The organism is Microcoleus sp. BR0-C5 (genome assembly GCF_036705045.1).
Classification (GTDB): Bacteria; Cyanobacteriota; Cyanobacteriia; order Cyanobacteriales; family Microcoleaceae; genus Microcoleus.
This window is the reverse complement of record NZ_JAUBTR010000015.1, coordinates 33,953-58,413: the sequence shown is the minus strand read 5'-3', so window position 1 is coordinate 58,413 and position 24,461 is coordinate 33,953. Positions and strand designations below refer to the sequence as shown.

Here is a 24,461-nt window from a genome sequence, read left to right as displayed (position 1 = left end):
TGACCAGCTATCGTCTTAACTGATTAGGTTATCAAAAATATGGGTGTAGCTCAAGCTGCTATGCGATCGCGCGTGAAATATTTAAAATGGTAATTGTGCCGTTGAAAGTAGATCATAAAAGTACCAAGTGTCGAAGTAGCCCCCTGTAGCAATAATCAATATTCAAGGCGGTGAAAACTGCCTGTTGAGTGTTTCCTCGATCAATCTACTCACATCTTGCACCATTCTCGCTTAACAGGCTTTCCGGCCTGTTCCACCAAGAGTTAATTTCTTGTGGGTTGGGCATCCTGCCCGCCCATAAAGTGCAACATATGAGTCTAAAGACACGAGGTTTCTGTAATACTAAGCTTGTCTCCTGAAAAAATACCCATGCAGGAAGTTATCAACTCGTTTCAGTCTTTTTTCTCTAACTCGGTTGATGCTTTCCTAGAGTGCGATCGACAGCAAAATTATTTATCGATCAATCCTATTGCTGCGGCTTGGATGGGATTGGAGCCTGCTGAAATACTCAACAAAACTAATCAGGAATTATTAAAATTATATCCCAATAATGCTGCTCTAAAAAATATAATCTCGCAGATTGATGCCTGCCTGCAACAAGTATTTATAACCGGGGAAAAACGGCTGGCAATTCATGAGGTGACGGCGGCAGACGGCGGGATTAAAATTTACGAAACTGCTTATACGCCAGCGGTGGATGCCTCTAGCAAGCAGATGCGGGTTTTGGGCGTCGGTAGAGATATCACCCGGCATTACCGCTGGCAGCAGCAGAAAACTCAACAGTTACGCCGATCGAACCATTTACTGTGGTTGAATGGAGCTAACAGTCCGCTGGCAATGGTAGGCTGGGATGAAGATTTTCGGATTGTTCAGTGGTCGAAACGCGCTGAAGAAATCTTTGGCTGGACATCCGATGATATGATGGGCAAGCAGTTCGGCGATTTGGCTTTGGTTTGCGAGGAAGATAGAGAGGCTGTAAGCGCGATCGAGCTCGAACTAGCCACCGGCAACGGCAATACTTCAATTAACCGCAACTATACTAAAAGCGGACAGGTGATTTGGTGTCGCTGGTTCAACTCGATTATTCGCAGTGGCGATACTTTTACCGTGCTTTCTTTGGTGGAAGATATCACCGATCGCAAACGATTGGAAGCAGAAAAAGCCCAAGCTTCTCGCCTCACAGCAATGGTAGCCGATGTGGGTATTGCCCTCACCAAACACCCTCAAGATATCCTGCTTCCCTGCTGCGAGGCAATGGTGCAGAATCTTGATGTCGCCTCTGCTGAAATTTGGACTTTCAACTCTCAACAGAATCTTTGGCAATTACAAGCAGCCTCGGGAATCTACAGCCGCACAGACGATCGGGCTAGCTTTATTGAAAGTAAGGTTAACTCGATCGCCAAACAGCAAAAACCGGAATTTGACTGCGGATTTGAACTCAACAATTTTGGACTCCCAGAGGAAGAATCCCCGAAAGCAACAGAGGCGCAAAGTTCCGAAGTAGCAATTATCAACACGAGTCAAAAGCCGACAAATTGCCCCATACCTAAGCAAATTTTTACCTTCGCCGGCTACCCTTTGATAGTCGAAGAACGGCTGGTGGGAGTCATGGTAATTATCAGCCGCCAGCCGCTGACAGCACCTTTTCAAGAAACTTTAGCATCGGTGGCTGATGTCATCGCTTTAGGCATCGAACGCAAGCGTGCAGAAGCTGAATTAAAATCTGCTAGAGGGTTCCTCAATTCCGTAGTAGAAAATCTGCCGGTGGGAGTTTTTGCTAAAGATGCTTCTTCGCTGAAATTTGTGCTGTGGAATAAAGCGGGAGAAACGATCGCAGGTGTTACCTCTCAAGAGGCGATCGGCAAAAATGACTACGATATTTACCCCAAAGAACAAGCTGATGTTTTTACTGCTCAAGACAGGGAAATATTGACGGGTGATCATAACCAATCTACTGTTAAAGACATAGCGGAAGAGCCGATCCAAACTCGCCATAAAGGTATGAGAATACTGCACACCCGCAAAGTGCCAATTCTCGACGCCGCAGGCCGTCCTCAGTACGTTTTGGGGATTACTGAAGATATTACCGAACGCAGGCAGGTAGACGAAAGCGTGCGCCTCTACGACCAAATTGTGGAGAATATGCAAATTGGTTTGTACGTCTACCATTTGGAAAATATAGACGATGACAGCACTCTCAGGGCGATCGCCTCAAATCCTGCGGCTACCCTATTTACCGGATTAGAAATGGCTGATGTTTTGGGAATGACAATCGACGAGATTTTTCCCCATCTGCGATCGAAAAACATTCCCCAAGCATTTGCTTCGGTAATTCGCACCCAGAAAGCCGTAGAACTTGAAGATATTGACTGCGATGAAGGCGGCCGAATAACTCGCGCTTTTTCTATTAAAGCTTTTCCATTACCCAACAACTGCGTCGGTGTGGCTTTTGAAAACATTACTGCTCGCAAGTGCCTAGAACTAGAACTGCAGGCGTCGTTGGAAAAAACCGAACGTTCCGAACAACTCCTGCGTACAGTAATAGACAAAACTAGCGACTGGATTTTGGCAAAAGACAAAAATTTTCGCTGTATTTTGGCAAACAAGAGTTTCGCTCAAGCAATTGGTAAAACCGTCGAAGAAATTATTGGCAAATCTGATTTAGAATTAGGATTTTCAGAAGAACTCGTGTTTGGGAATTGGGCTAAAAATATCCGAGGCTTCCGCACAGACGACTCTGCTGTACTGGCAGGCGAAATCATCCACAATCCCTGCGATCCGGCAACTATTGCTGACGGTTCAGTACATATTTTTGATACCCAAAAACTTCCCCTGCGCGACGCTGAAGGTAATGTATTTGCAGTGCTAGCTTTCGCTCACGATATTACCGAACGACATGAGTCCGAAGCAGCTTTGCGTAGAAGTGAAGCAAGATTTAGGTCTTTGGTAGCTAATATTCCCGGAGTGGTTTATCGCTGGAAGTGCGATTTTTCGACTAATTTTATTAGCGATGCCGTTTACTTATTAACGGGCTACCCTGCGGCTGATTTTATTTTGCTTTTGGACAGGAGAGGCCGGACTTTTGCTAGCATTATTTACCCGGAAGATTTGCCAAAAGTAGAAGCAACTATTCGGCAAGGCATAGAAAACAAAGAGTCTTATAACTTGGAATACCGCTTGCTAGCAGCAGACGGCACGGTTAAATGGGTTTGGGATAAAGGTTCTCCTGTGTTCGACGCAGAGGGAAACGTTTGCTATTTGGACGGGGTGATTTTTGATATTAGCGATCGGTACTACGCAGAGGAAGCATTGCGCCAAAAAACTTTAGAGTTAGAAGCAGTTTTTCGCGCTTTACCTGATTTGTATTTTCGACTAGATGCTGACGGTATAATCGTGGATTATTTGTCAGGAACTTCCTCGAGTTTATACGTGCCTCCCGAACATTTTATGGGTCAACGAATGACAGACATATTGCCACACAATGTCGCCTGCCAATTTGCCCAAGCAATCTTTGAAGTTTCCGAAACAAGAAACTCAATCGATATAGAATATTCGCTTTCCATGTCGGAAGGAGAAACAACTTATGAAGCCCGACTGTTGCCGTTTAATTCCGATCAGATTATTATTCTAGCTCGCAATATTACCAAGCGCAAACAAGCCGAAGCTCAATTAAAACATAAAAATCGCCAGCTAGAGCAAACATTGAAACAATTAGGCAGGACTCAAGCTCAACTAATTCAAGCGGAAAAAATGTCGGGTTTGGGACAGCTAGTGGCGGGAATTGCTCACGAAATCAATAATCCTGTCAGTTTTATTTACGGTAATATCACTTACGCTAGTGAGTATGCCAAAAACTTGCTGGAACTGTGCAGTTTGTACCAAGCACACTACCCGGAACCTGTTGCGGTTATCCAAGATTTGGCAGAAGAAATAGAACTGGAATTCATGAAAGAGGATTTCCCGCACCTGCTGAATTCAATTCAAACCGGAGCCGATCGCATTCGCCAAATAGTTCTGTCTTTGCGTAATTTTTCGCGCCTGGAAGAATCAGATCTTAAGCGTGTTAATATTCACGAAGGAATAGACAGTGCTCTGTTGATTTTGCAACACAAGATTAAAGAAAATGGCAGAAATCGTCATATTCAAATAGTTAAAGAATATGGAAAATTACCGCAGATACAGTGCTACGTGGGACAGTTAAATCAAGTGTTTATGAATATTTTAAATAATGCTGTTGATGCTTTAGCAGATGTCCGGCAGAGGAAGTTGGAATTGTCTAGTTATTCGGAAGAGGAACGGCAAGATTTTGCTAGTTTACCTTTAAGTTGCTCCGCAGTGCCGTGGATTCGGATTCGCACGGAGTTGCTGGAGAACAATCGGGTGGCGATCGTAATTTCAGATAACGGGTCTGGCATGGCAGAGTCTGTTAAGTGTCGGGTATTTGACCCGTTTTTTACTACTAAACCAGTAGGCAAAGGTACAGGTTTGGGACTGTCTATCTCCTATCAGATTGTGGTGGAAAGACACGGAGGGACGCTGCAGTGCATTTCCGCCCCGGGAGAGGGAACTGAATTTGCGATCGAGATTCCAATTCGGCAGAGGTAATAAGTCATTGGTAATTGGTAGTTGCACCAGAAAAATGATACTCTAACTAAAGGTTGTAAAAGTCAGGAATATTAGCATGGTATACAAAAGCATACATACTTCTAATGCCGTTGCAAAACCAATTAAAGATGATGAGGATGATGATGATTCCTACGTTGACTATTTTTATGACGATCAGGGGGCTCCGCCGGGAACTCTCGACTTAGAACCCGATGCGCCGCCTCCCGAGATTGTATTAATTGACTATTGCGAAACAGCAGCTACTCGCGCCCACTTGGCAAATCCTCGAGAAGGTGCTGCGTATTTAGATACAGCATCTGTTTCTTGGGTTGATATGTTGGGATTGGGAAACAAAGAAACCTGGCGACAAATGGGCGAAGTATTTAATTTGCACCTAATGGCTCAGGAAGATGTAGTTAATGTTCCCCAGCGACCGAAAGTAGTAGACTATGAAGAACACATTTTAATCATTGCTTGGATGGTGATGCTGCATCCAGAATCTGATACTTTTCATAAAGAACAAGTAAGTTTTATTTTGGGCAAGCATTACCTGCTAACTGTTCAGGAAGAACCAGACTATGATTGTTTTGAACCAGTGCGCGATCGCATTCGTAAAGGACAAGGGATTATTCGCAAACACGGAGCCGATTATCTGGCTTATACTCTGTTAGATTCGATTATAGATGGATTCTTCCCTGTATTAGAAGTTTACGGAGAGCGCATTGAAGAATTAGAGGATGAAGTGGTGGTGAACCCCACCCGCAAAACCCTGGAAAAAATCTATAAAATCCGGCGAGAATTGCTGACGCTGCGCCGCGCCATTTGGCCACAGCGGGATGCAATTAATGTTTTGATTCGAGATAGCAGTGATTTGATTAGTCCAGAGGTGCGAATTTACCTGCGCGACTGTTACGATCACACGGTGCAGGTGATGGATATGGTGGAAACCTATCGAGAGTTGTCTTCTGGTTTGATGGATGTTTACTTGTCTTCGGTGGGCAATAAAATGAATGAAATCATGAAGTTGCTGACGGTGATTTCGAGTATCTTTATTCCTCTAACTTTTGTGGCGGGAGTATACGGGATGAATTTCAATACAGAGAAATCGCCATTAAATATGCCGGAACTGAATTGGTATTTTGGCTATCCGCTGTGTTGGGCTGTTATGGTAGGAATCGCCTCTGGTTTAGTTTACTTTTTCTGGCGGCGCGGCTGGTTTGATAATTTTTCTACTATCAAAGATGACTCATTAAAGTAACCGAATTGAAGATTTGAGATTGGGGATTAAAGATTGAAGAATTCAAAATCCTGTTAGGTGAAAAAGTTTCCTGCCCCTAGTTGAATCCGTGCGATAAATCCTTGGATGATAATTGCCAACTTTTGGGCCTCCTGATTCATCCGTGAGTGATTTTAAGGGGAGTTGCATGGAAATTTAATTGTTGGGCAGGCTTTCGGGCGCACCGTACAAGAGTTTCAATAAACTGAGATGTTGCAGCATTGTCAAGAACAGGCTTTCCGGCCTGTTCCACAATAAAATTCATCTCTTGTGGAACAGGCCGGAAAGCCTGTTCATAAAAAGCTTATTGACAATAGTGCCAGATGTGAGAATAAACACCAATGTCCAAATTAAGTGGGCGACAATTTAAAATATTCAATCTAAAATCCCAAATTGATTGACGAACGATCGCGTACAATAAATCTGGGGAAAAAGTAGGCGCAGGCGGTTGCGGATTAGCGAAAGCTTGTCTGAGGAAAGTCCGGGCTCCCGAAAAACCAAACTTGCTGGGTAACGCCCAGTGCGAGCGATCGTGAGGATAGTGCCACAGAAAGATACCGCCCCCCGATTTGAGATTGGAGATTGGAGATTTGAGATTGAATCAAAAATCAAGCATCGAAAATCGCAAAGTGTTAGGGGGTAAGGGTGCAAAGGTGCGGTAAGAGCGCACCAGCAGCATCGAGAGGTGCTGGCTCGGTAAACCCCAGTTGGGAGCAAGGTCGGAGGGACTATGGTTGGTTTTTTACCAGTTCCGTTTTTTGGTACCGCTTGAGGCGTCTGGTAACAGGCGTCCCAGATAGATAACTGCCCTCAAAAACTGCTTGCAGTGGAGAGAACAGAACCCGGCTTATGTCCGACTTTTTCCCCCCCAAAATCCCCGACTGGGAGAGTGGGGGAGGGGGAGAGTGGGAGAGTGGGAGAGTCAGAGAATTTTTAGATATTTTTAGAATAAGGTGAGATACACCAGATACATTCCCAATGCCCCATGCCCCATGCCCCATGCCCAATTCCCCATTCCCCATTCCGTATGAATCTGATTTATCCGGGTCGCCAAAAGCAACTTGAAACATTAATTCAAAAATTGGGACTGCCGAAGGATGCTTCGATAAAATGGCATCTCCTCGATTTAGCTTTGACTCATGCGAGCGCGTCAGCTAAGGCAAATTACGAACAACTAGAGTTTGTCGGCGATGCAGTCGTGCGGCTGGCGGCGTCGGAATTGTTGTTTGAGGTTTATCCTGACTGTACAGTGGGGGAATTTGCTGCTATTCGATCAATCTTGGTGAGCGATCGCATTCTTGCTAAAATCGCTGAAAGTTACGGGTTCGATCGCTATTTAATTGTTTCCAGCAGTGCCGCGTCGGACAAAACAGGCGCTGAACCCCGGCTGGCAGATGCTTTGGAAGCGGTACTGGCTGCGCTTTATTTGAGTACCCAGACGTTAGAATTAATTCGCCCTTGGCTAGATTCTCACTTTCAACGCCTAGCGACGGAAATCCGCAACGATCCTGCCCGCCAAAACTACAAAGCTGCTCTCCAAGAGTTGACTCAAGGCAAATACAAAACTTTGCCCAAATATAGCGTGCAAGAAACCGGGACGGTGCAGGGCGGGGAGGATCGTTTTACCGCAGAAGTTCTGATTCAGGGAAAGTTGGTAGCAGAGGGAAAAGGTCGATCGATCAAAGCGGCCGAACAAGCAGCGGCTCAGGCAGCTTTCAATAAATTAGTTAATAGTCAGTAGTCAGTAGTCAGTAGTCAGTAGTCAGTAGTCAGTAGTCAGTAGTCAGTTGACTGGTCTTATCAGTTATGGGTTATTTGTTAGCAGCTACCAATAACCAATCACCAATCACGACTGCCAACAGTTAACAGTCAACAGTGATTTTTTTGAGTTAAAACATAGATAATAATAACAAAATATGCTATAATTACTGTGCGATTTTTTAAATTATAATTAATGAAAATCGGAATAGCTGTATTGGGTGCAGGTCGCTGGGGAGTGAACTTAATTCGCAACTTTCTCGAACATCCCAACAGCCAAGTTTTAGCGGTGGTAGACCCGAATCGAGATTCATTGGCGGCTGTTCAAAAACAGTTTAATCTCGATGCCTCGGTGATTCTAGCTACCGATTGGTCTCAAGTGCAAGCCTTGCCGGGACTGCAAGCTGTGGCGATCGCTACTCCAGCTTCCACACACTACACCCTCGCAGCAGCAGCGCTGAAACAAGGCTACCACGTCTTAGCAGAAAAACCCCTCGCCCTCAACCTGACTGAAGCAATAGAACTCTGTCAATTAGCCGAAAAACAGCAGCGGCAACTCTTCGTTGACCACACTTATCTGTTTCATCCAGCAGTCGATCGAGGCCAAAGAATTATTCAACAGCATCAACTCGGAAAATTGCGCTACGGTTACGCCCAGCGCACCCATTTTGAACCGGTTCGCCATGACGTTGATGCCCTGTGGGACTTGGCGATTCACGATATCGCTATTTTCAATACTTGGCTGGAACAAATGCCAATTGAAGTAAGGGCGATCGGCACTGTTTTTCCGAAGAAATCAGGAATCAGGAATCAGGAATCAGGAATAAATAAAGAAGAAGCAGCAGAAATTGAAAATCAATTTTCTCCTTCACTGCTGACTACTAATCCTGCAGAAAAACTAGCAGATTTAGTTTGGGTAACGCTCACCTATCCCGATGGATTTCAAGCATTTATTCACCTGTGCTGGCTAAATCCCGACAAACAACGGCGCTTAACAGTTGTTGGCAGTTTGGGAACCTTGATTTTTGATGAAATGTCGCCAGAAACTCCCCTGATTGTGCAGCGCGGTAATTCGGATTTGGGGGGCGAAGAGAATAATTTTTGGGAAAGTGCGATCATCGCGCCACAGCCAACAAGCCTCAGACACCGCGAAGTGTTGAGTTTAGAACAAGTAGAACCGCTGAGGCGAGTGTGCGATCGCTTCCTCAATTGCGTGCAAACAAATACCCCCTGTCTTACCTCTTCGGGCGCCGCCTCCGTCGAATTAATCCGCATTCTCAGCACTTTGAGCAAATCCCTCGAACTCGGCGGACAGCCCCTAATACCATTTTAGATTTGAGATATTAGATTGCTAAAATCACTCCTCAATTTTTAAAACTTCCCTTTTCCGTTACTAAGTCGGGGCTGTGAAAATAAAAACTTGACTGCTGATTGACAGGCAAAGAAATCATCACCGTAGTACCTTGATTCACGCCCGCGCTGTGCAGGGTAATGCTTCCGCTCATAGATTCCATTATCCTTCGCGAGATAGCCAAGCCCAAACCGTTACCGCCAAACTTGCGAGTTGTAGAACCATCAGCCATCACAAAAGGTTGAAACAATTTCTGCTGGTGCTCGGGATCGATACCAATTCCCGTATCTTTAATTGTCACCACCACCCAATCGCTTTGACCGCTGGGGCCCGTCGTACTTTCAGCACTGCCGTTAAAACTACCAGAATTAGTTCTCGACTCTAGTCGCACAGATATATTAATGCTCCCCGACTCTGTAAACTTAACGGCATTGCTCAAAACATTTAAAAACACCTGTTTTAGCTTCTCCGGATCGGCATGAACAATAATCGGATCGTGAGGATCTGGCAAACTTAACTTCAAGCCTTTTTCCTCGATTGGACTCGCTTGCAAATCAATCGCGTCTTCCAGTACCTGAGTAATATCAACTACTTCTAACATCATGGAGAACGTGCCGGATTCTATTTTAGCAATGTCCAAAATATCATTAATAATATTGAGCAATTGCATTGACGAGTCGTGGGCCCGCTGTAGAAATTCCATTTCTTCATCTCGGTCATCGCAGTAGCCGTCCCGCACAATTTGAATAAAACCAATAATTCCGTTGAGGGGCGTTCTCAATTCGTGAGAAATATTCCCCAAAAATTCATTTTTTAATTGATTGGCAACTTGCGCTTCTTTGGTGGCGACTTCCAATTCTTTGGCCCAGGATCTAAGGCGCTGCACCATGCTGTTGAGTGCTTCTGATAGTTGATTGAATTCCCTAATTTGGAAATCTTGGGGCACTGTCTGCGACGCTTCCGTATCTACTTTCATCGCGTAGTCTCTCAGTTTTTCCACAGGACGCGCCAAGTCGCGAGACAGATATAAGGTCGCGATGATACTAGCAGCAACCAAACCTACAATTAAATTAAATAAAACTTGCTGAATTTCTTCCAAACCTGACAGAGCGTAATCTAAACGAGAAACAGCTAAAATAATCCACTTGCTGTTCTCCTGTGTAGTTGAAGGACTCGGGATAGCGGCGTATCCTGCTAGCAACTCTACACCATTTCTTTCAAAGGAAAATAGGTGGAGAAAAGCTTGTCCGCCGGCGATCGCCCTTCTGACAATACTTTTTAGTCGAGCGGCATCTGCCTCTTGGTCAATATTGCGGCCCACGCGATTGATATTGGGGTGCGCCAAAATCGTCCCATCTTGGTCGATCGCCACCGTATAGCCCGCTAAAGAACCCTTGGGAGCGCTGGTTTGGACAGGCAAGGCCGACTGCAGACTCAAAGCATAACTCAACTGCAGGGTATTGCCCCGACGAATGTAAACAGGAGCGCTCAACACCAAACTCGCTTGGCTATCGGAGCCTTCTTTACCCGCATCGGGAAAATCCTCAGCCCCCAAAGCCACATTCTGATCGCTTGCTGTCCCCTGTCGCTGCGGAGGTAAGGACAGGCTGATGTAAACGCTCTTGTCGTCCAGCAGCGTTTGCTGCTGCTGTACGGGCGGCCAAAATTTTGCCGGCAACGACTGAATCGGCTGCTGCCCGCAAGTGCTTGCTATCACTTGATTTGTCTTTACATTAGTCAATTGCAAGCAATCAACCTGCGCCGGCAACCGCTGCCCTAATTGGGCAATAAACTTTTGATAATCCTTCGGATCTACCGACTGCAACATCGAGCTTTCCGAAGCGCCGATCAGATTCGACTTCAGCGATTTCGCCCACTGTTCAATAGTGTCTGCTTTTCTGACTGCACTTTCTGTCAAGTTTTGACGAGCAGTTTCCAGAAGCGTCGAGCGTGCCTTGCGATAGGTAACATACTCCCCCACCAGTAGAACAGGTACGCTGAGCAACAAAATCCGCGACAGTAAAATACGGCGAAAGGAGGATTGACCTAACTTAACCATAGGAAATATCTAAATTAAGGTGCAACACCCAACAGCGACCATTAAAGTGAAATAAACCAGACCGAAAGCGCGAATCTGTCTAGGGGGCTCTGCTGACTGGACAACACAGCTTCCGAACAACATTTAAACACAATTATAGAAGCCACTGTAATAATCTCGATTCTAAGTGTGTGGGGCCAAAGATGCTCAGCAATTTGTTTCGCAAATGCCTGTGATTTCGGTCACACTTCCCTTCTCAATTCTCGGAACGACTGGCATCCAATCGCCCAGGTGCCATTTTTTCAGGCTGCAAAAAGCGTCGGGTGGACATACCGCCGTTGCTTGAAGCTAGAATCGCATAGATGCACTCGCCCCCAATTAACAGGCAAAAAGTTCGGTTTCCGGCTAGTGTACAGAGATAATTCTTGCTCGATCGGACTTTTTCTTTCCCAAGGCCTTCGAGAGATGGGCCAGAGATGGGCGATGCGAGATTTTGCACCCTGTCAAATATTTCTTTTGCCATCCGATTGATTCAGTGAAAATAATTCACCTGTCAAACAAAAAGAATGAGACGATCGAGCTGCCGATCGACTCTGACAACCCTAATGTGGGCAACCTTGGCCCAAACAGTGCACCCACGCTTCGTAAATGTGCGGTCTCGGCAATAATCTCCATAGCTTAATCGATGAAAAAAAACTTTAGCAATTATACGTATTATTACACAAACAACCGTCCGAGATATCATCACGCATATTTGATATCTCCTCTTTTAGAAATGCTGGCGACACTTCAGCATACCAGCAAGACAAAACTCCGAGTTTTGGATCTCGGCTGTGGCAATGGCAGCCTCAGTCACGTTATCGCAGAGCACGGCTGCGAAGTTGTCGGCGTTGACACTTCTGCGGCCGGAATTGCCATCTCCCGTCAAAGTTTCCCCGATTGTCAGTTTATCCAAGCAGATATTTACGACCTTCCAGATATCGATATTCTGAACTCATTTGATGTTGTCTTAGCTATTGAAGTAATCGAACACTTGCTTTATCCTAAAGAACTAGCAAAAACTGCAAAAAGATGCCTCAATCCGGGAGGAATGTTAATTATTTCCACACCCTACCACGGCTATTTAAAAAATTTGGCTTTAGCTGTTTCTGGCAAACTCGATAAACATTTTACCGTCCTTTGGGATAACGGTCACATTAAATTTTTTTCAGTAGAGACGCTGACCAAGTTATTAATATCCGAAGGATACACAGAGATAAAATTTAAATTTGCTGGTCGGTGTCCCTATCTTTGGAAATCAATGTTATGCTCTAGTAAGTTTTCAGGACAACCTGAAACTTATGAGTTGTGAGTTGTCAATAAATTAAGTTTCTTGACTAGACCACTAGACCTCATAAAAAGTAAAAAATAAGTTTCACTCACAAAAAGTAAAATGACTGTTGGCGTTTGGATATTAGGCGATCAACTGTGGGAGAACCAAGCTGCTCTCAACCGCACAGATGATAAATCCTCCCTACCGATAATTTTAATTGAATCTTGGCAGCACGTTCAACAGCGACGGTACCACCAACAAAAATTAGTATTAATTTGGTCGGCAATGCGGCACTTCGCTGAAGAATTGCGCGGCAGTGGATGGCAAGTTACTTACACAAAATCGGAGGACTTTGAAGCACCTCTCACAGCTTGGATACAAGCTCACAATATCACCGAAGTGCGGGTGATGGCTCCGAACGATCGACCTTTTTTACAAATCGTTCAAAACTTGCAACTCCCCTGTCAAATAACCCTAATTCCCAACAATCAATTCCTCTGGACAGAAACAGAATTCAAAGATTGGGCTTCAAGCCGCAAACGTTTGTTAATGGAAGACTTCTATCGAGCCAGCCGCCAACGTTTTCAAGTTTTAATGGATAGCAGCAATAAACCTGTGGGAGGGAAGTGGAATTTTGACAAAGAAAATCGTCAGCCACCCAAAGGAAAACTGGATACCCCGAAACCTCTCTGGTTTGAACCCGACGCCATAACTCAAGAAGTTATCGCACAAGTTAAATCTCTATCTTTCCCAACTTACGGCAAGATTGAACCTTTTCGCTGGGCGGTTACACGAGAGCAAGCACTGCAAGTATTAGATAATTTCATCGAACAGTGTCTCCCCGCTTTTGGCCCTTATCAAGACGCGATGGTAACGGGGGAGGAAACAATGTGGCATTCCCTAATTTCTCCGTATCTCAATATTGGATTACTTCATCCTTTAGAAGTTATTCAAGCCGCCGAAACAGCCTACCTCGAAAAAAACTTAAATTTAAACGGCGTCGAAGGTTTTATCCGCCAAATTCTGGGCTGGCGAGAATACATTCGCGGTGTGTATTTTTACGTGGATGCTGATTATTTTGAAAAGAATTGGTTCAACCACACTCAGCCGCTGCCGGAGTTTTTTTGGGACGCTAGTAAAACAGATATGAACTGTTTGCGCCAAGTTTTAACTCAAGTCGAAGGCAGCGGTTACGCGCACCATATCCAGCGGTTGATGATTTTGAGCAATTTTGGTCTAATTGCGGGAATCTCGCCCCAGGATCTAGAAAAATGGTTCCACAGTGCGTTTGTGGATGCCTATGACTGGGTAATGCAGACTAATGTGCTGGGCATGGGTTTGTTTGCTGACGGCGGTGTGTTGGCCTCGAAGCCCTATGCTGCTTCTGCCAATTACATTAATAAAATGAGCGATTATTGTCGGGGGTGCAAATTCGATCGCACAGTGCGATCAGGCGAAAATGCCTGTCCCTTCAACTTCTTCTACTGGGATTTCCTAGCGCGCCACCGGGACAAACTTCAGTCGATCGGTCGCATGAGCTTTATTTTAGCCAATCTCGACAAAATGCCGCCGGAAGAATTGGCAACCATCCGCCAAAAAGCGGCAGAGTGGCACTTAGGAAGTCATTAGTCAGCAGTCAGTAGTCAGTAGTCAGTAGTCAGCAGTCATTTGTTATTTGCTACCCATGCCTCATGCCCCATGCCCTTTGCAATTCTTATTTTTTCCCTGACTTTTCCCTAAACATTCCACAGCGTTTCCACAGGCAAGTCTGAGGTTTTCCACAGATCCCACAAAGTTTTCCACAGAAATTAACGGCACGGTAGCATCTTGCTGCGGAATTGGGGATTTCCTTAACTTGCTGGCTAATTCCTCATAAACCGCCCACCACATAAAGATATGTAACAAAAAATGCCCTAAAAAGCTGATTCTTTGGTAAACCTTTTTTTTATCTAAAGGACTTTGTAATATTTCGCAACATTGACAAACCCACCCCCTCATAGCGCACAATGATGCGACCGACCTAAAAAAAAGCGCTCTGATTTCGGCTGTGCCTGCACCTGTATCCGGCCGAAGGGGGGTTCTGTTTTCAATTTATTAGCGAGACTAAACAAAATGATCAACCCAACAGTCAGTATTTTTGCTGAAATTCCCGAAACGCTGCACGATTCTCTCAAAACTTACCTAGAAACCCATCCCGAATGGGATCTAGACCGAGTATTTTGCGCGGCCCTGTCGCTGTTTTTGTTGCAGAATGCCGATAGCGGTACGCCTGAAGCTTCGCGCAGTTATCGCCAAGCTGCGAGAGTTTATCTCGAAACTCTGTTTCAATCTCCTCAAGACTTGCACAGCAACAATGTAACTCCGTCCTCTTAAAAGATCAGGGGAGAGAGGGAGACGCAGTTTCTGGGAAGGATTTTAGTTGACCGAGAGGGCGCGCACTGCATAGGTGGCAACTTCAGCTTAAAATCCCTGAGAACTATCGCCTATAGCTTAATGCAGAGCTCCATTGCATCTCCCTTAAGAAGCAGGGCGGTTTCATTCTCCCGAAAATCGCGATTTTGTAGGGGCAGTGCTACCCCTACTCCCCGTGCCTACCCCCTCCACGGACGAGGGAATCGGTGTTTCAAATATTGGGGCAACCACGGGGGGATTGGGGCAACCACGGGGGGATTGGGGCAACCACGGGGGGATTGGGGCAACCACGGGGGGATTGCCCCTACAAGAGAATGAAAAATCCCCCCGGACTATCAGGGGATGCCGGGAGGGTAAACTGCCTTAATCGTCAAACAGTAGACGGGTAGTAGTACATAAGACGCGCTTGTTTACACGCATGGTGCTTATGGCGCACTCTACAGACTACAAACTAATGGCTGAAGACTACATCATGCCCATGCCGCCCATGCCGCCCATGCCGCCCATGCCGCCCATGCCGCCCATGCCGCCCATGCCGCCCATGCCGCCCATGTCGCCCATGTCGCCGCCGGCTTTTTTCTTCTCGGGTTTTTCGACAATCACAGCTTCAGTGGTCAGCACCATACCAGCGATGGAACCGGCATTCTGCAAAGCCGATCGCACCACCTTAGCGGGGTCAATAATCCCGGCGGCAATCATATCTTCGTACACGTCGGTGAGAGCGTTGTAGCCAACGTTGAACTCGCTCGCCCGCACTCGTTCGATGACGATGGAACCTTCAACGCCGGCATTATCAGCAATTTGACGCAAAGGTGCTTCCAAAGCTTTAGCAACCAAGTCAGCACCTACTTGTTCTTCGGCGTCTAAAGTATTTCTGATCGCATCTATTTTTGTAATCAGGTGAAGTAGCGTCGTACCACCTCCGGCAACGATACCTTCTTCCACAGCAGCTTTAGTAGCGTTCAGAGCGTCTTCAATACGCAGTTTACGGTCTTTGAGCTCGGTTTCAGTAGCTGCGCCGACTTTAATTACAGCGATACCGCCGGCGAGTTTGGCGATGCGTTCGGTTAGCTTTTCCTTGTCGTAGTCGGAATCCGTCGCTTCTAGCTGTTTGCGGATTTGCTCAATCCGTTTTAGCACGTCAGCTTTGTGTTCGTCGCCAGCAACAATGATCGTGTTTTCTTTGTCGATCGTAATTTTGCGGGCAGTACCGAGCATTTCTAGAGTTGCGGTATCGATGCTGAGTCCGACTTCTTCGGAAATCAGTTGACCGCCGGTGAGTACGGCGATATCTTGAAGCATAGCTTTGCGTCGATCGCCAAAACCAGGAGATTTCGTTGCTGCGATGTTCAATACGCCGCGGGCTTTGTTGACTACCAGAGTTGCCAAAGCTTCGCCTTCAATATCTTCGGCGATAATTAGCAGCGGTTGACCTGTGCGGGCGATTTTTTCGAGAACTGGAATTAGTTCTTGAATCGAGCTAATTTTTTTGTCGGTAATCAGGATGCGAGCGTTTTCGTACTCAACTTCCATGCGATCAGTGTTGGTAACGAAATACGGAGAAAGATATCCGCGATCGTACTGCATCCCTTCGACAACTTCCAATTCTGTTGTCAGAGATTTCGACTCTTCTACAGTAATTACGCCGTCTTTGGTGACTTTTTCCATTGCTTGAGCAATCATGGCGCCGACTTCTTCGTCGTTACCGGCGGAGACTGTGGCGACTTGAGCAATGGCGCTGCCTTCGACGGGTTTCGCCAATTTCTCGATTTCCAGCACCAAGTGGGCGATCGTTTTTTCAATACCCCGGCGCAGTGCGACTGGGTTCGCGCCTGCAGCGACATTCTTCAAACCTTCGCGAATCAGGGATTGAGCGATAACCGTTGCGGTTGTAGTGCCGTCGCCTGCGATATCTTTAGTTTTGGAGGCGACTTCTTGAATTAAGCGAGCGCCGGCATTTTCCAGGGGATCTTCGAGTTCGATCTCCCTAGCAACGGTGATACCGTCGTTAACAATTTGGGGACTGCCGTATTTCTTTTCCAATAGGACGTTCCGGCCTTTCGGGCCCAAGGTGATGCGGACAGCATCGGCGAGTTGATTGACGCCGCGTTCTAGTGCCCGCCGAGATTTGTCGCTAAATGCAACTATTTTGGTCATGTTTGTCTCCAATCGCTTACATTAGCAAATTTAGCACTCTCTGAGGCTGAGTGCTAAGTTGATCGATTTTTGATTGTAGCGCGCCTCAACGTTGTGGGGGATTGGGGGGACGGATTGGAGATTTGGGCGATCGTTCCGGGGGGCTAAGGACAGGGCATTGCCGTGTCCCCACAGATCTCGTGTTCCCACAGATATAATGTGGTTTGTTACATATCGATATAATCAGGTTTTGGTTCAGGTCTAAACCTAATTTTGATGGCGCGTCATCCCAAAGCAGAATTTTTATTAAAAATTTCTTAACTTGTGTTTTCGGTCATCTACCTTTCGATAGAGCTTCTATTCTTTTTTTCAAACTTCTACCTTCTATAGCAACCGCCAAGACTATTAGCACGTTCTTAATTGCTGAAAACCTTGGGGAAGACTCCTTCTTCCTTCAGCATCTATCCGTGACATCCCGTACATTGCTCGCTGCCGAACATTCTTCCTTTCCTCAATTAATCTCAAATTACGCACTAACAAATGGCTCGTTATTCTCGACTGCAAAAACTCGGCTCTTATATGCGCCCGCACTGGAAACCAACATTCTGGGGCGTTTTTTCGCTATTAGTTGTCAATGCTGTGGGCGTTTACATTCCCCTGCTGATTCGGAATTCAGTTGACACTCTGCAAATTGCGAATAAATTTGACCAAGTTTTCAACTACGTGCTACTAATTCTGATTCTCGCCTCAATTATGTGGGTAATTCGGATGGTGTCGCGGATTTTGCTGTTTGGCGTTGGGCGTCAAGTCGAATTTGACCTCAAACAGCAAATATTTAATCATTTATTAACATTAGAACCGTCTTATTTTGCTTCCAATACGGTAGGGGATTTAATTAACCGCGCTACTTCCGATTTGGACAATATTCGGCGCTTGGTGGGGTTTGCGGTGCTGAGTTTGGCAAATACAGCTTTTGCTTATGCTTTGACTTTGCCGGTGATGCTGGGCATTAATGTACGGCTGACGCTGTTGGCGATCGCCGTTTATCCTTTAATGTTAGTTTTGGTGCAGTTATTTAGCGACAAACTTCGCATCCAACAGTTAGCCGTGCAAGAGGAATTGTCGGCGATGAGCGATTTAATTCAGGAAGATATGAGCGGGATGTCCGTAATTAAAATCTACGCTCAAGAAGAAAACGAACGCCGAGCTTTTGGCAATTCCAATGCGAAGTTGCTATCAGCAAATTTGCAATTAGCAAAAACTAGAAACTTTATTTTCCCCCTGCTGGGCGGTTTGGCAAGCATCAGTTTGTTGGTGCTGCTTTCTGCTGGTGGCGGGGCAATTGCTAATGGCCAAATTAGCATTGGCGATTTTGTGGCATTGCTGATTTATGTCGAGCGTTTGGTGTTTCCGACGGCGCTGTTGGGTTTCACAATTACTGCTTACCAGCGGGGAGAAGTGAGTGTCGATCGCATCGAATCAATTCTGACTGTGGAACCGCAAATTAAGGATGCTGCCGGTGCAGTTGAACTGCCAACTCCAGTCAAAGGCGAAATTGTCGCCCGCCATCTAAATTATACGTATCCCGGCGCTAAGAAACCTGCGCTTAAAGATGTTGATTTTACCATAAAACCGGGCGAAACTGTCGCAATTGTAGGGGCGATCGGCTCGGGAAAATCAACTTTAGCTAATGCGCTGCCCAGACTGCTGGACATCGATCCGGGCGAGTTATTTGTAGACGGACAGGATATTACCGAGGTAAAATTGACCGAATTGCGCGGGGCGATCGCCTACGTTCCGCAAGAAAGTTTTCTGTTCGGCACTACCATCAAGAATAACATCCGCTACGGAAACCCTTTAGCGGAACAGCCGGAGATTGAAGCCGCGGCAAAACAAGCGCAAATTCACGCCGAAATCCTCAACTTTCCCCAACAGTACAAAACAGTTGTCGGCGAGCGAGGCATTACTTTATCCGGCGGACAGCGCCAGCGGACGGCACTTGCTCGCGCTTTGTTAGTTGACGCCCCGGTGTTAATTTTGGATGATGCTCTTTCCAGCGTTGACAATCAAACTGCTACCGACATTTTGCAAAACTTGGCAACGGGAACCGATCGCAAAACAGTAATTTTTATCTCGCATCAAATGTCGGCTGCTGCTACTGCCGATCGCATTTTTGTGATGGAGAGAGGAGAAATAGTTCAGAGTGGCACTCACGTTGAATTGGTAGGGCAAACAGGGCTTTATCAGTATTTGTGGAACCAGCAAAAATTAGAGGAATTGCTGCATTGACAAGTGACAGATACTTTGAGTCATCTATACTTAGACCCTAAATAAGTAGATTGGTCAGAAATTACGCAAGTACGCTATATATAGCGTGCATTTCAAAAACAAACACTACGAATCGAAACCCGTCAGGGTCAAAAATACAGAGTATCTGACAAGGGCGTGCTTGTCGCGATCGCTTTATTAGATTTATTAAGCGACCGCTGCTCTTTCTTAGCACGCTACATATAGCGCAATACGGTTCAGTTAAGAGCAATCTGACTTCTAAAAGATGCCTGTATTTCCCATAAAATCGTCAGGTTAAATTCGTCGGACAGCGTTAACTGAAACGTATTGACATATAGCGTGCTTGCGTAAGTCCTGTGGGAGTCGGAGTGATTTCGGGGATGACGGGATTGTTACATCTCTTTACATTTGGGTTTGGGACAGCTCGTATTCATCCTTACCTTATATTGTATGTTATGCAAGCTTTTTACTTGTTCTGCTTGCTTCAATAAATCTGCCTGGGAGTGGCGGTTTAGTTACATTTCTTTACATCCTGTCCTATTTTGTCCGTATCCCGGCTTTACCCTAAAGGGGATATTTAAGCCGGATTTGGTATAATCGCGTGTTTTATTTCACGGCGATCGCTGAAATATTTTTCAGAAAACTAATGCTAGGAGCAAAAAAGAATTCGCCTCCTTTCATCGTGACAAAATGATAAAAATCGAACGGTACTTTCTCGTCCTTCCCCCACTCTTTCGGCCACGCTTGCCCTTCAATTTGTTTTTTTCCTTGACCTGCAATGCCGTCCAAGCCTGTTGTATAGTTGACAAAATGCTGATTATTCGCCCAGTTTTTTTGCATAAACATAAACTGGTTGAAAATGTCGCGCTGAAAACATAGAAACAGCAATCCTACTTTTTCGCCTGACGCTGGCTGAACCTTCAACTCTTTTAAATGTTCCAGTTGATTTTCAAATAGCGAGAGTTTTGACAGGGAGTTATCCCGTGCATTCGGCATCTCGCCATAGCTAACTGCTCGACGAACAATTCGACGCTGGCGGTGTTCTTCTAAGGTTTGGTATTTGTCGTTTTTGTCGCCGCGCGGATTTGCTTTGCGGATGTGTGCGTGAAAGGGACATTTCATTCCGTCGCGATCGCCATCATAATTGAAATTATTAGGAACTGTATCGGAATTTTGTTCCGATGGAGAAAGCGTCACTGGCGTTCCGTCTCTGAACCGCCCTACAACTAAAGCGCCGGCCCTTTCTACATCTTGATCTGACAATCGCAGCTTTTTAGCCAGTTCTCTCTCCGCTTCTCTGAAGCCTCGCACATCTTGTTCGAGCTTTCGGTAGACGCAATAGCTGCCAAAGCTATGCTCCCCCTCACCGAAAGGATCTTTTACAAGCACTAATTCTAAAGGTGCAGAAGTATCCCACAAATCAGTACCTTGTTCTTTGGCTAGCTCAATATCTTCTTTTAAAAATAGAGGCTGGCTGACGCCATCTCTGAACCCAAAATGTTCAATAATCTGCCCTTTTTTATTTTTGAGGACAATGCCTACTTCTGTATGAACAATCTCTGCGACGCGCCCGACTTCTTCTACGATCTGTTTTGCCTGTTTTGCCAGATTGTCGCGATCGTTATCAGCCAAGAGAATGAAAGCATGAATTTCATCTTGAAAACCTTCTTCCCATTCTTCAACTGGAGGATCTTCTAACTTTTGCTGGACGGCAAGTGATGGAAGGCCAACAAGAAAATTCCAACAGGGAAATTTCCCCTTTTCGCTTTTCCCTTTCAAATCGAAACCCAAAGCTTTATACCCTTTATAAGAAAGGAGAAAACCGGCAAATAGACCGCCTGATTCTGTCCCTTCACTTTGTTTATATTTAGCACTATATTCGATTTGATTTTTGGCGGAAGTGACAAAATTTTCGCCGAAATGACTAATCCATTTTCTGGCAGCCTCATGCTCTGATTTGAATTTTACGAAAATATGTGCCGAGTAGTTTCGTTCGTGACCTTTGAGGATATTTCCCTGCAAGTCTTCTAATAGGGGCTGATATGTCGGATCTTGAGGATCGATATAGGTTTGGTTCAAATCTACTGACACAGATTCCTCCAAAGTGCGTTTAGGAGCGGGTTTGTCCCGTTGCTAGCAATATTATAATTCTAAATAGCCAGCTTCCTTGCTAATGCACAGGCACAGTCTAAGTGAGTAATCAATACCCTACTAAAATATTTACGTCAACTATTGTTGATGATATTTTACAAATTTCTATTTTCAATAAAGTATGATAATCTTTTTTATAGCGAATTAGAAAATATGTATTTCGCTGAATCATCAAGAAGGTAAAATCATGCCAAACACATACCCTCCAGACTTACAGACTGCCTGGGCTCATGTTGTCGCCCGTGCTTGGACAGATCCAGAGTTTTTTAAACTCTTGACACATGACCCGAAAGCAGCATTAGAGTCAGATCCGCACAACCCGCACCATCATACGATTCTGTCGCATGGTGGTGCTGTCTTTCCACTTCCTACATTACCGGCAAGGTTACATAATTCAAGCGTAGAAGAGCTCGCCGCGTTTGCCGATCACGAAGGATTCTTCGGAATCCTGCGGTTTACTTGAACTCAGAACCTACCAAGAGCGTCGGTTTAGTAATTATTATAGTAACTGGGTTTCTTTGTTAGTATTCCAAAATTCCGCTCCTTAAAAGTAACAGAAATCCCGTTTATTTACCCACAAGTCAATACTGAACCGACGCTCTACTTGCGATCGCTCTTAATCAATTGAATTGTACTGTCCTCTGTCAGGTAACAGACAATTTATAGAACCGGACAGTATCACCCTTTACAAAATATAAGGAGATTAACATCTCAGATAAAATACTTAAAAACAAAAATGATTCGCCAACCGAAGTTTAAGCAGTGTTATCGTTGCGAAATAGTTCCCTCAGAAGGCTGCTTTTTAATTACTGAAAAAGAATATTTTCTGCTTCGCGGGTCTGCTTACATAATGCTGGCCCCGTTCCTTGACGGACAACACGCAATAGAAGAAATTATCAACCTTCTTCAGGAGCAACTATCGGCTCCCGAAATATTCTATCTGCTCGATCGCCTGCAAAGTCAAGGCTATATTACAGATGCCGATCCCTCCGTGTCCGCCGAAAAAGCTGCTTTTTGGGAAATGCTAAAAGTCGATCCAGAAATAGCTGAAAAACACCTCCAAGAAACGATTTTTTCTGTAATTTCCTTGGGTGAAATCGACACCGAACCATTCAAAGAAATGCTCGCATCTGTTGGAGTGAAACTCGGCGAAAATGGCGATCGCTTTGTCGTGCTAACCGACGATTACCTGCAAGAAGATTTAGAAGAAATTAATCAAAAAGCCTTGCGGTGCGATCGCCCCTGGATGCTCGTTAAACCATTAGGAATAGAAATTTGGATAGGCCCGATTTTTGTCCCCGGCAAAACTGGCTGCTGGGAATGTTTAGCGCACCGACTGCGATCGCACCGCAAAGTAGAAAATTACCTGCAACAGCAAAAAAATACCTTATCTTTCCCCACTTCTTTATCTGCATTGCCATCAACCCTAGCTACAGCCTACGGCATCGCCGCCACCGAACTTGCTAAATGGATCGCCTGCGATCGCAGCGAATCTCTCAAAGGCAATATCATCACCTTAAACGCGCTTTCTCTAGAAAAACGCAATCACATTCTCGTGCAGCGTCCCCAATGTCCGTGCTGCGGAAACCCGCAAGATTTCGCAACCAAACAATCAGCACCCATCGCTCTTTCTAGTCGTAAGAAATCTTTTACTCGCGATGGCGGACACCGCTGCATCTCGCCAGAACAAACCTTGAAAAACTTAGAGCATCACGTCAGCCCAATTACGGGCATTATCAGCATTCTTCAGCGAATTTCTACCTGGGAGGAAGAAAACGGACTGACAACTTCCTACCGTGCCGGTTACGGCTTAGTCGGCGCGATCGCAGACTTAAATGAATTGCAAGAAAGCCTGCGTAGCGAATCTTACGGTAAGGGAAAAAGCGACACTCAGGCAAAAGTCAGCGCCTTGAGCGAAGCAATCGAGCGCTACTCCATCGCATTTCAAGGAGATGAAGCCAGAATCCGAGGGAAGTTAAAAGACTTGGGGAGTGTCGCAATTCACCCAAACACTTGTATGCTTTTTAGCGAAAAGCAGTTTTCAAATCGTAAGCAATTGAATAGCGGTCGCATCAGATTTAACTGGATTCCAGAACCATTCAACCAAGAGGTAGAAATCGAGTGGAGTCCAGCTTGGTCGTTAACTCACAACGCGCCTCGATACATCCCCACTGCCTACTGTTACAGCGGTTATTCCCAAAAATATCATGCCCCCTTTGCTGTTGCCAACTCCAATGGATGCGCCGCCGGAAACTACTTAGAAGAAGCAATCCTCCAAGGCTTCATGGAATTAGTAGAACGAGACAGTATTGCCCTGTGGTGGTATAACCGATTGAAAAAACCAGCAGCGGATCTTTCCAGCTTTGACGAGCCGTATTTTCAGGAAATAGAGGCGCATTACAAAACGCTTCAGCGCGACCTCTGGGTACTCGACCTTACCAGCGATTTAAACATTCCCGTATTTGCCGCTATTTCGCGCCGCAATGACCGTGAAGAAGAGAATATTATTATGGGTTTCGGGGCGCATTTTGACCCGCAAATAGCCCTGCTACGGGCCTTAACCGAACTGAATCAATCGCTGCCTGCTGCGTTTTTTGGCATACTCGATCCAAAGAGTGCCGATCGCGATCGCGACAGAGAAGCGATCGAATGGTGGAAGAGTGCAACAGTCGCTCAACACCCCTATTTATTGCCAGATCAAACAGTTGCCTCAAAAACACTTGGTGACTATCTCAAACAGTGGAGCGACGATATTTATACAGACGTAATGAACTGCGTAGAAATTGCCCGAAAAAACGGATTAGAAACAATTGTTTTAGACCAAAGCCGCCCTGATTTAGGCTTATCCGTTGTTAAAGTAATTGTACCCGGACTGCGGCATTTTTGGCCGAGATTTGCCCCTGGTAGGCTCTACGATGTACCCCTTAAAATGGGTTGGCTAGCTAAAGCTTTGAATGAGGAAAATTTGAATCCCCTACCAGCTTTTTTCTGAGAGGTTTAGGCTTATGGATAATAGAAAAATTCTCAATCATTTGTATAAAATTGTAGGGGCGGTGCCCCCGTGCCCGCCCCCAAAGATGGGGCAACCACAGGGGGATTGCCCCTACAAAGTTTGTCCAATTTTAAAAATCTC

The 24,461-nt window shown here is 45.5% G+C and carries 14 protein-coding genes and 1 other RNA gene; 10 read left to right on the top strand and 5 right to left on the bottom strand.

Features of this window, described 5'->3' with window-relative positions; translation table 11 throughout:
* Positions 1 to 369: 369 nt before the first annotated feature.
* From QUB08_RS09955 to QUB08_RS09935, 5 genes are all read left to right on the top strand, one after another.
* The gene (locus QUB08_RS09955) at positions 370 to 4,605 is read left to right on the top strand and encodes a PAS domain-containing protein (protein WP_333224597.1); all 4,236 of its coding nucleotides are present in this window, start codon (positions 370 to 372) and stop codon (positions 4,603 to 4,605) included.
* 76 nt (positions 4,606 to 4,681) lie between these two features.
* A complete protein-coding gene (corA, locus tag QUB08_RS09950) occupies positions 4,682 to 5,863 on the top strand; it encodes a magnesium/cobalt transporter CorA (RefSeq protein WP_333224596.1) in 1,182 nt (393 codons plus the stop codon).
* A 449-nt stretch (positions 5,864 to 6,312) separates the two neighbouring features.
* An RNA gene (gene rnpB, locus QUB08_RS09945) (RNase P RNA component class A) lies at positions 6,313 to 6,746 on the top strand.
* 162 nt (positions 6,747 to 6,908) lie between these two features.
* Entirely contained in the window at positions 6,909 to 7,622 is a 714-nt protein-coding gene (gene rnc / locus QUB08_RS09940; protein WP_333224595.1) for a ribonuclease III, read from the top strand.
* A gap of 213 nt (positions 7,623 to 7,835) precedes the next feature.
* Entirely contained in the window at positions 7,836 to 8,972 is a 1,137-nt protein-coding gene (locus QUB08_RS09935) for a Gfo/Idh/MocA family oxidoreductase (RefSeq protein ID WP_333224594.1), read from the top strand.
* Positions 8,973 to 9,003: 31 nt separating this feature from the next.
* On the opposite strand, the gene QUB08_RS09930 is transcribed toward QUB08_RS09935, so the two are convergent.
* Both QUB08_RS09930 and QUB08_RS09925 read right to left on the bottom strand, forming a co-directional pair.
* Positions 9,004 to 11,049 (bottom strand): ATP-binding protein, encoded by a 2,046-nt coding sequence (locus QUB08_RS09930; protein ID WP_333224593.1) that lies wholly within the window; start codon positions 11,047 to 11,049, stop codon positions 9,004 to 9,006.
* A gap of 235 nt (positions 11,050 to 11,284) precedes the next feature.
* Positions 11,285 to 11,551, bottom strand: coding sequence for a hypothetical protein (locus QUB08_RS09925; RefSeq protein ID WP_333224592.1), 267 nt, complete (start codon positions 11,549 to 11,551; stop codon positions 11,285 to 11,287).
* 162 nt (positions 11,552 to 11,713) lie between these two features.
* Between QUB08_RS09925 and QUB08_RS09920 the strand changes: the two genes are divergently transcribed.
* Positions 11,714 to 12,379, top strand: coding sequence for a class I SAM-dependent methyltransferase (locus QUB08_RS09920; RefSeq protein ID WP_333224591.1), 666 nt, complete (start codon positions 11,714 to 11,716; stop codon positions 12,377 to 12,379).
* 81 nt (positions 12,380 to 12,460) lie between these two features.
* Positions 12,461 to 13,969, top strand: a complete 1,509-nt coding sequence (locus QUB08_RS09915; RefSeq protein WP_333224590.1) for a cryptochrome/photolyase family protein — start codon at positions 12,461 to 12,463, stop codon at positions 13,967 to 13,969.
* A gap of 60 nt (positions 13,970 to 14,029) precedes the next feature.
* Here QUB08_RS09915 and QUB08_RS09910 read toward each other — a convergent pair whose 3' ends face one another.
* Positions 14,030 to 14,245 (bottom strand): hypothetical protein, encoded by a 216-nt coding sequence (locus QUB08_RS09910; RefSeq protein ID WP_333224589.1) that lies wholly within the window; start codon positions 14,243 to 14,245, stop codon positions 14,030 to 14,032.
* A gap of 210 nt (positions 14,246 to 14,455) precedes the next feature.
* On the opposite strand from QUB08_RS09910, the gene QUB08_RS09905 reads away from it, so the two are divergent.
* Positions 14,456 to 14,713: a DUF2811 domain-containing protein gene (locus QUB08_RS09905; RefSeq protein WP_050813024.1), complete on the top strand. Its 258-nt coding sequence runs from the start codon at positions 14,456 to 14,458 to the stop codon at positions 14,711 to 14,713.
* Between the two features lie 504 nt (positions 14,714 to 15,217).
* Here QUB08_RS09905 and groL read toward each other — a convergent pair.
* A complete protein-coding gene (gene groL, locus QUB08_RS09900) occupies positions 15,218 to 16,909 on the bottom strand; it encodes a chaperonin GroEL (RefSeq protein WP_333224588.1) in 1,692 nt (563 codons plus the stop codon).
* A 519-nt stretch (positions 16,910 to 17,428) separates the two neighbouring features.
* Between groL and QUB08_RS09895 the strand changes: the two genes are divergently transcribed.
* A complete protein-coding gene (locus QUB08_RS09895; RefSeq protein ID WP_333224587.1) occupies positions 17,429 to 19,177 on the top strand; it encodes an ABC transporter ATP-binding protein in 1,749 nt (582 codons plus the stop codon).
* Between the two features lie 606 nt (positions 19,178 to 19,783).
* Here QUB08_RS09895 and QUB08_RS09890 read toward each other — a convergent pair.
* The gene (locus QUB08_RS09890; RefSeq protein WP_333224586.1) at positions 19,784 to 21,268 is read right to left on the bottom strand and encodes a Dyp-type peroxidase; all 1,485 of its coding nucleotides are present in this window, start codon (positions 21,266 to 21,268) and stop codon (positions 19,784 to 19,786) included.
* Positions 21,269 to 22,064: 796 nt separating this feature from the next.
* Here QUB08_RS09890 and QUB08_RS09885 point away from each other — a divergent pair.
* Entirely contained in the window at positions 22,065 to 24,320 is a 2,256-nt protein-coding gene (locus QUB08_RS09885; RefSeq protein WP_333224585.1) for a TOMM precursor leader peptide-binding protein, read from the top strand.
* Positions 24,321 to 24,461: the final 141 nt, after the last annotated feature.

Coding starts and splice junctions, on each gene's coding strand:
- QUB08_RS09925 (WP_333224592.1), bottom strand. CDS start 11,551: ATGGCAAAAGAAATATTTGACAGGGTGCAAAATCTCGCATCGCCCATC.
- QUB08_RS09930 (WP_333224593.1), bottom strand. CDS start 11,049: ATGGTTAAGTTAGGTCAATCCTCCTTTCGCCGTATTTTACTGTCGCGG.
- corA (WP_333224596.1), top strand. CDS start 4,682: ATGGTATACAAAAGCATACATACTTCTAATGCCGTTGCAAAACCAATT.
- rnc (WP_333224595.1), top strand. CDS start 6,909: ATGAATCTGATTTATCCGGGTCGCCAAAAGCAACTTGAAACATTAATT.
- groL (WP_333224588.1), bottom strand. CDS start 16,909: ATGACCAAAATAGTTGCATTTAGCGACAAATCTCGGCGGGCACTAGAA.
- QUB08_RS09895 (WP_333224587.1), top strand. CDS start 17,429: ATGGCTCGTTATTCTCGACTGCAAAAACTCGGCTCTTATATGCGCCCG.
- QUB08_RS09955 (WP_333224597.1), top strand. CDS start 370: ATGCAGGAAGTTATCAACTCGTTTCAGTCTTTTTTCTCTAACTCGGTT.
- QUB08_RS09920 (WP_333224591.1), top strand. CDS start 11,714: ATGAAAAAAAACTTTAGCAATTATACGTATTATTACACAAACAACCGT.
- QUB08_RS09935 (WP_333224594.1), top strand. CDS start 7,836: ATGAAAATCGGAATAGCTGTATTGGGTGCAGGTCGCTGGGGAGTGAAC.
- QUB08_RS09915 (WP_333224590.1), top strand. CDS start 12,461: ATGACTGTTGGCGTTTGGATATTAGGCGATCAACTGTGGGAGAACCAA.
- QUB08_RS09885 (WP_333224585.1), top strand. CDS start 22,065: ATGATTCGCCAACCGAAGTTTAAGCAGTGTTATCGTTGCGAAATAGTT.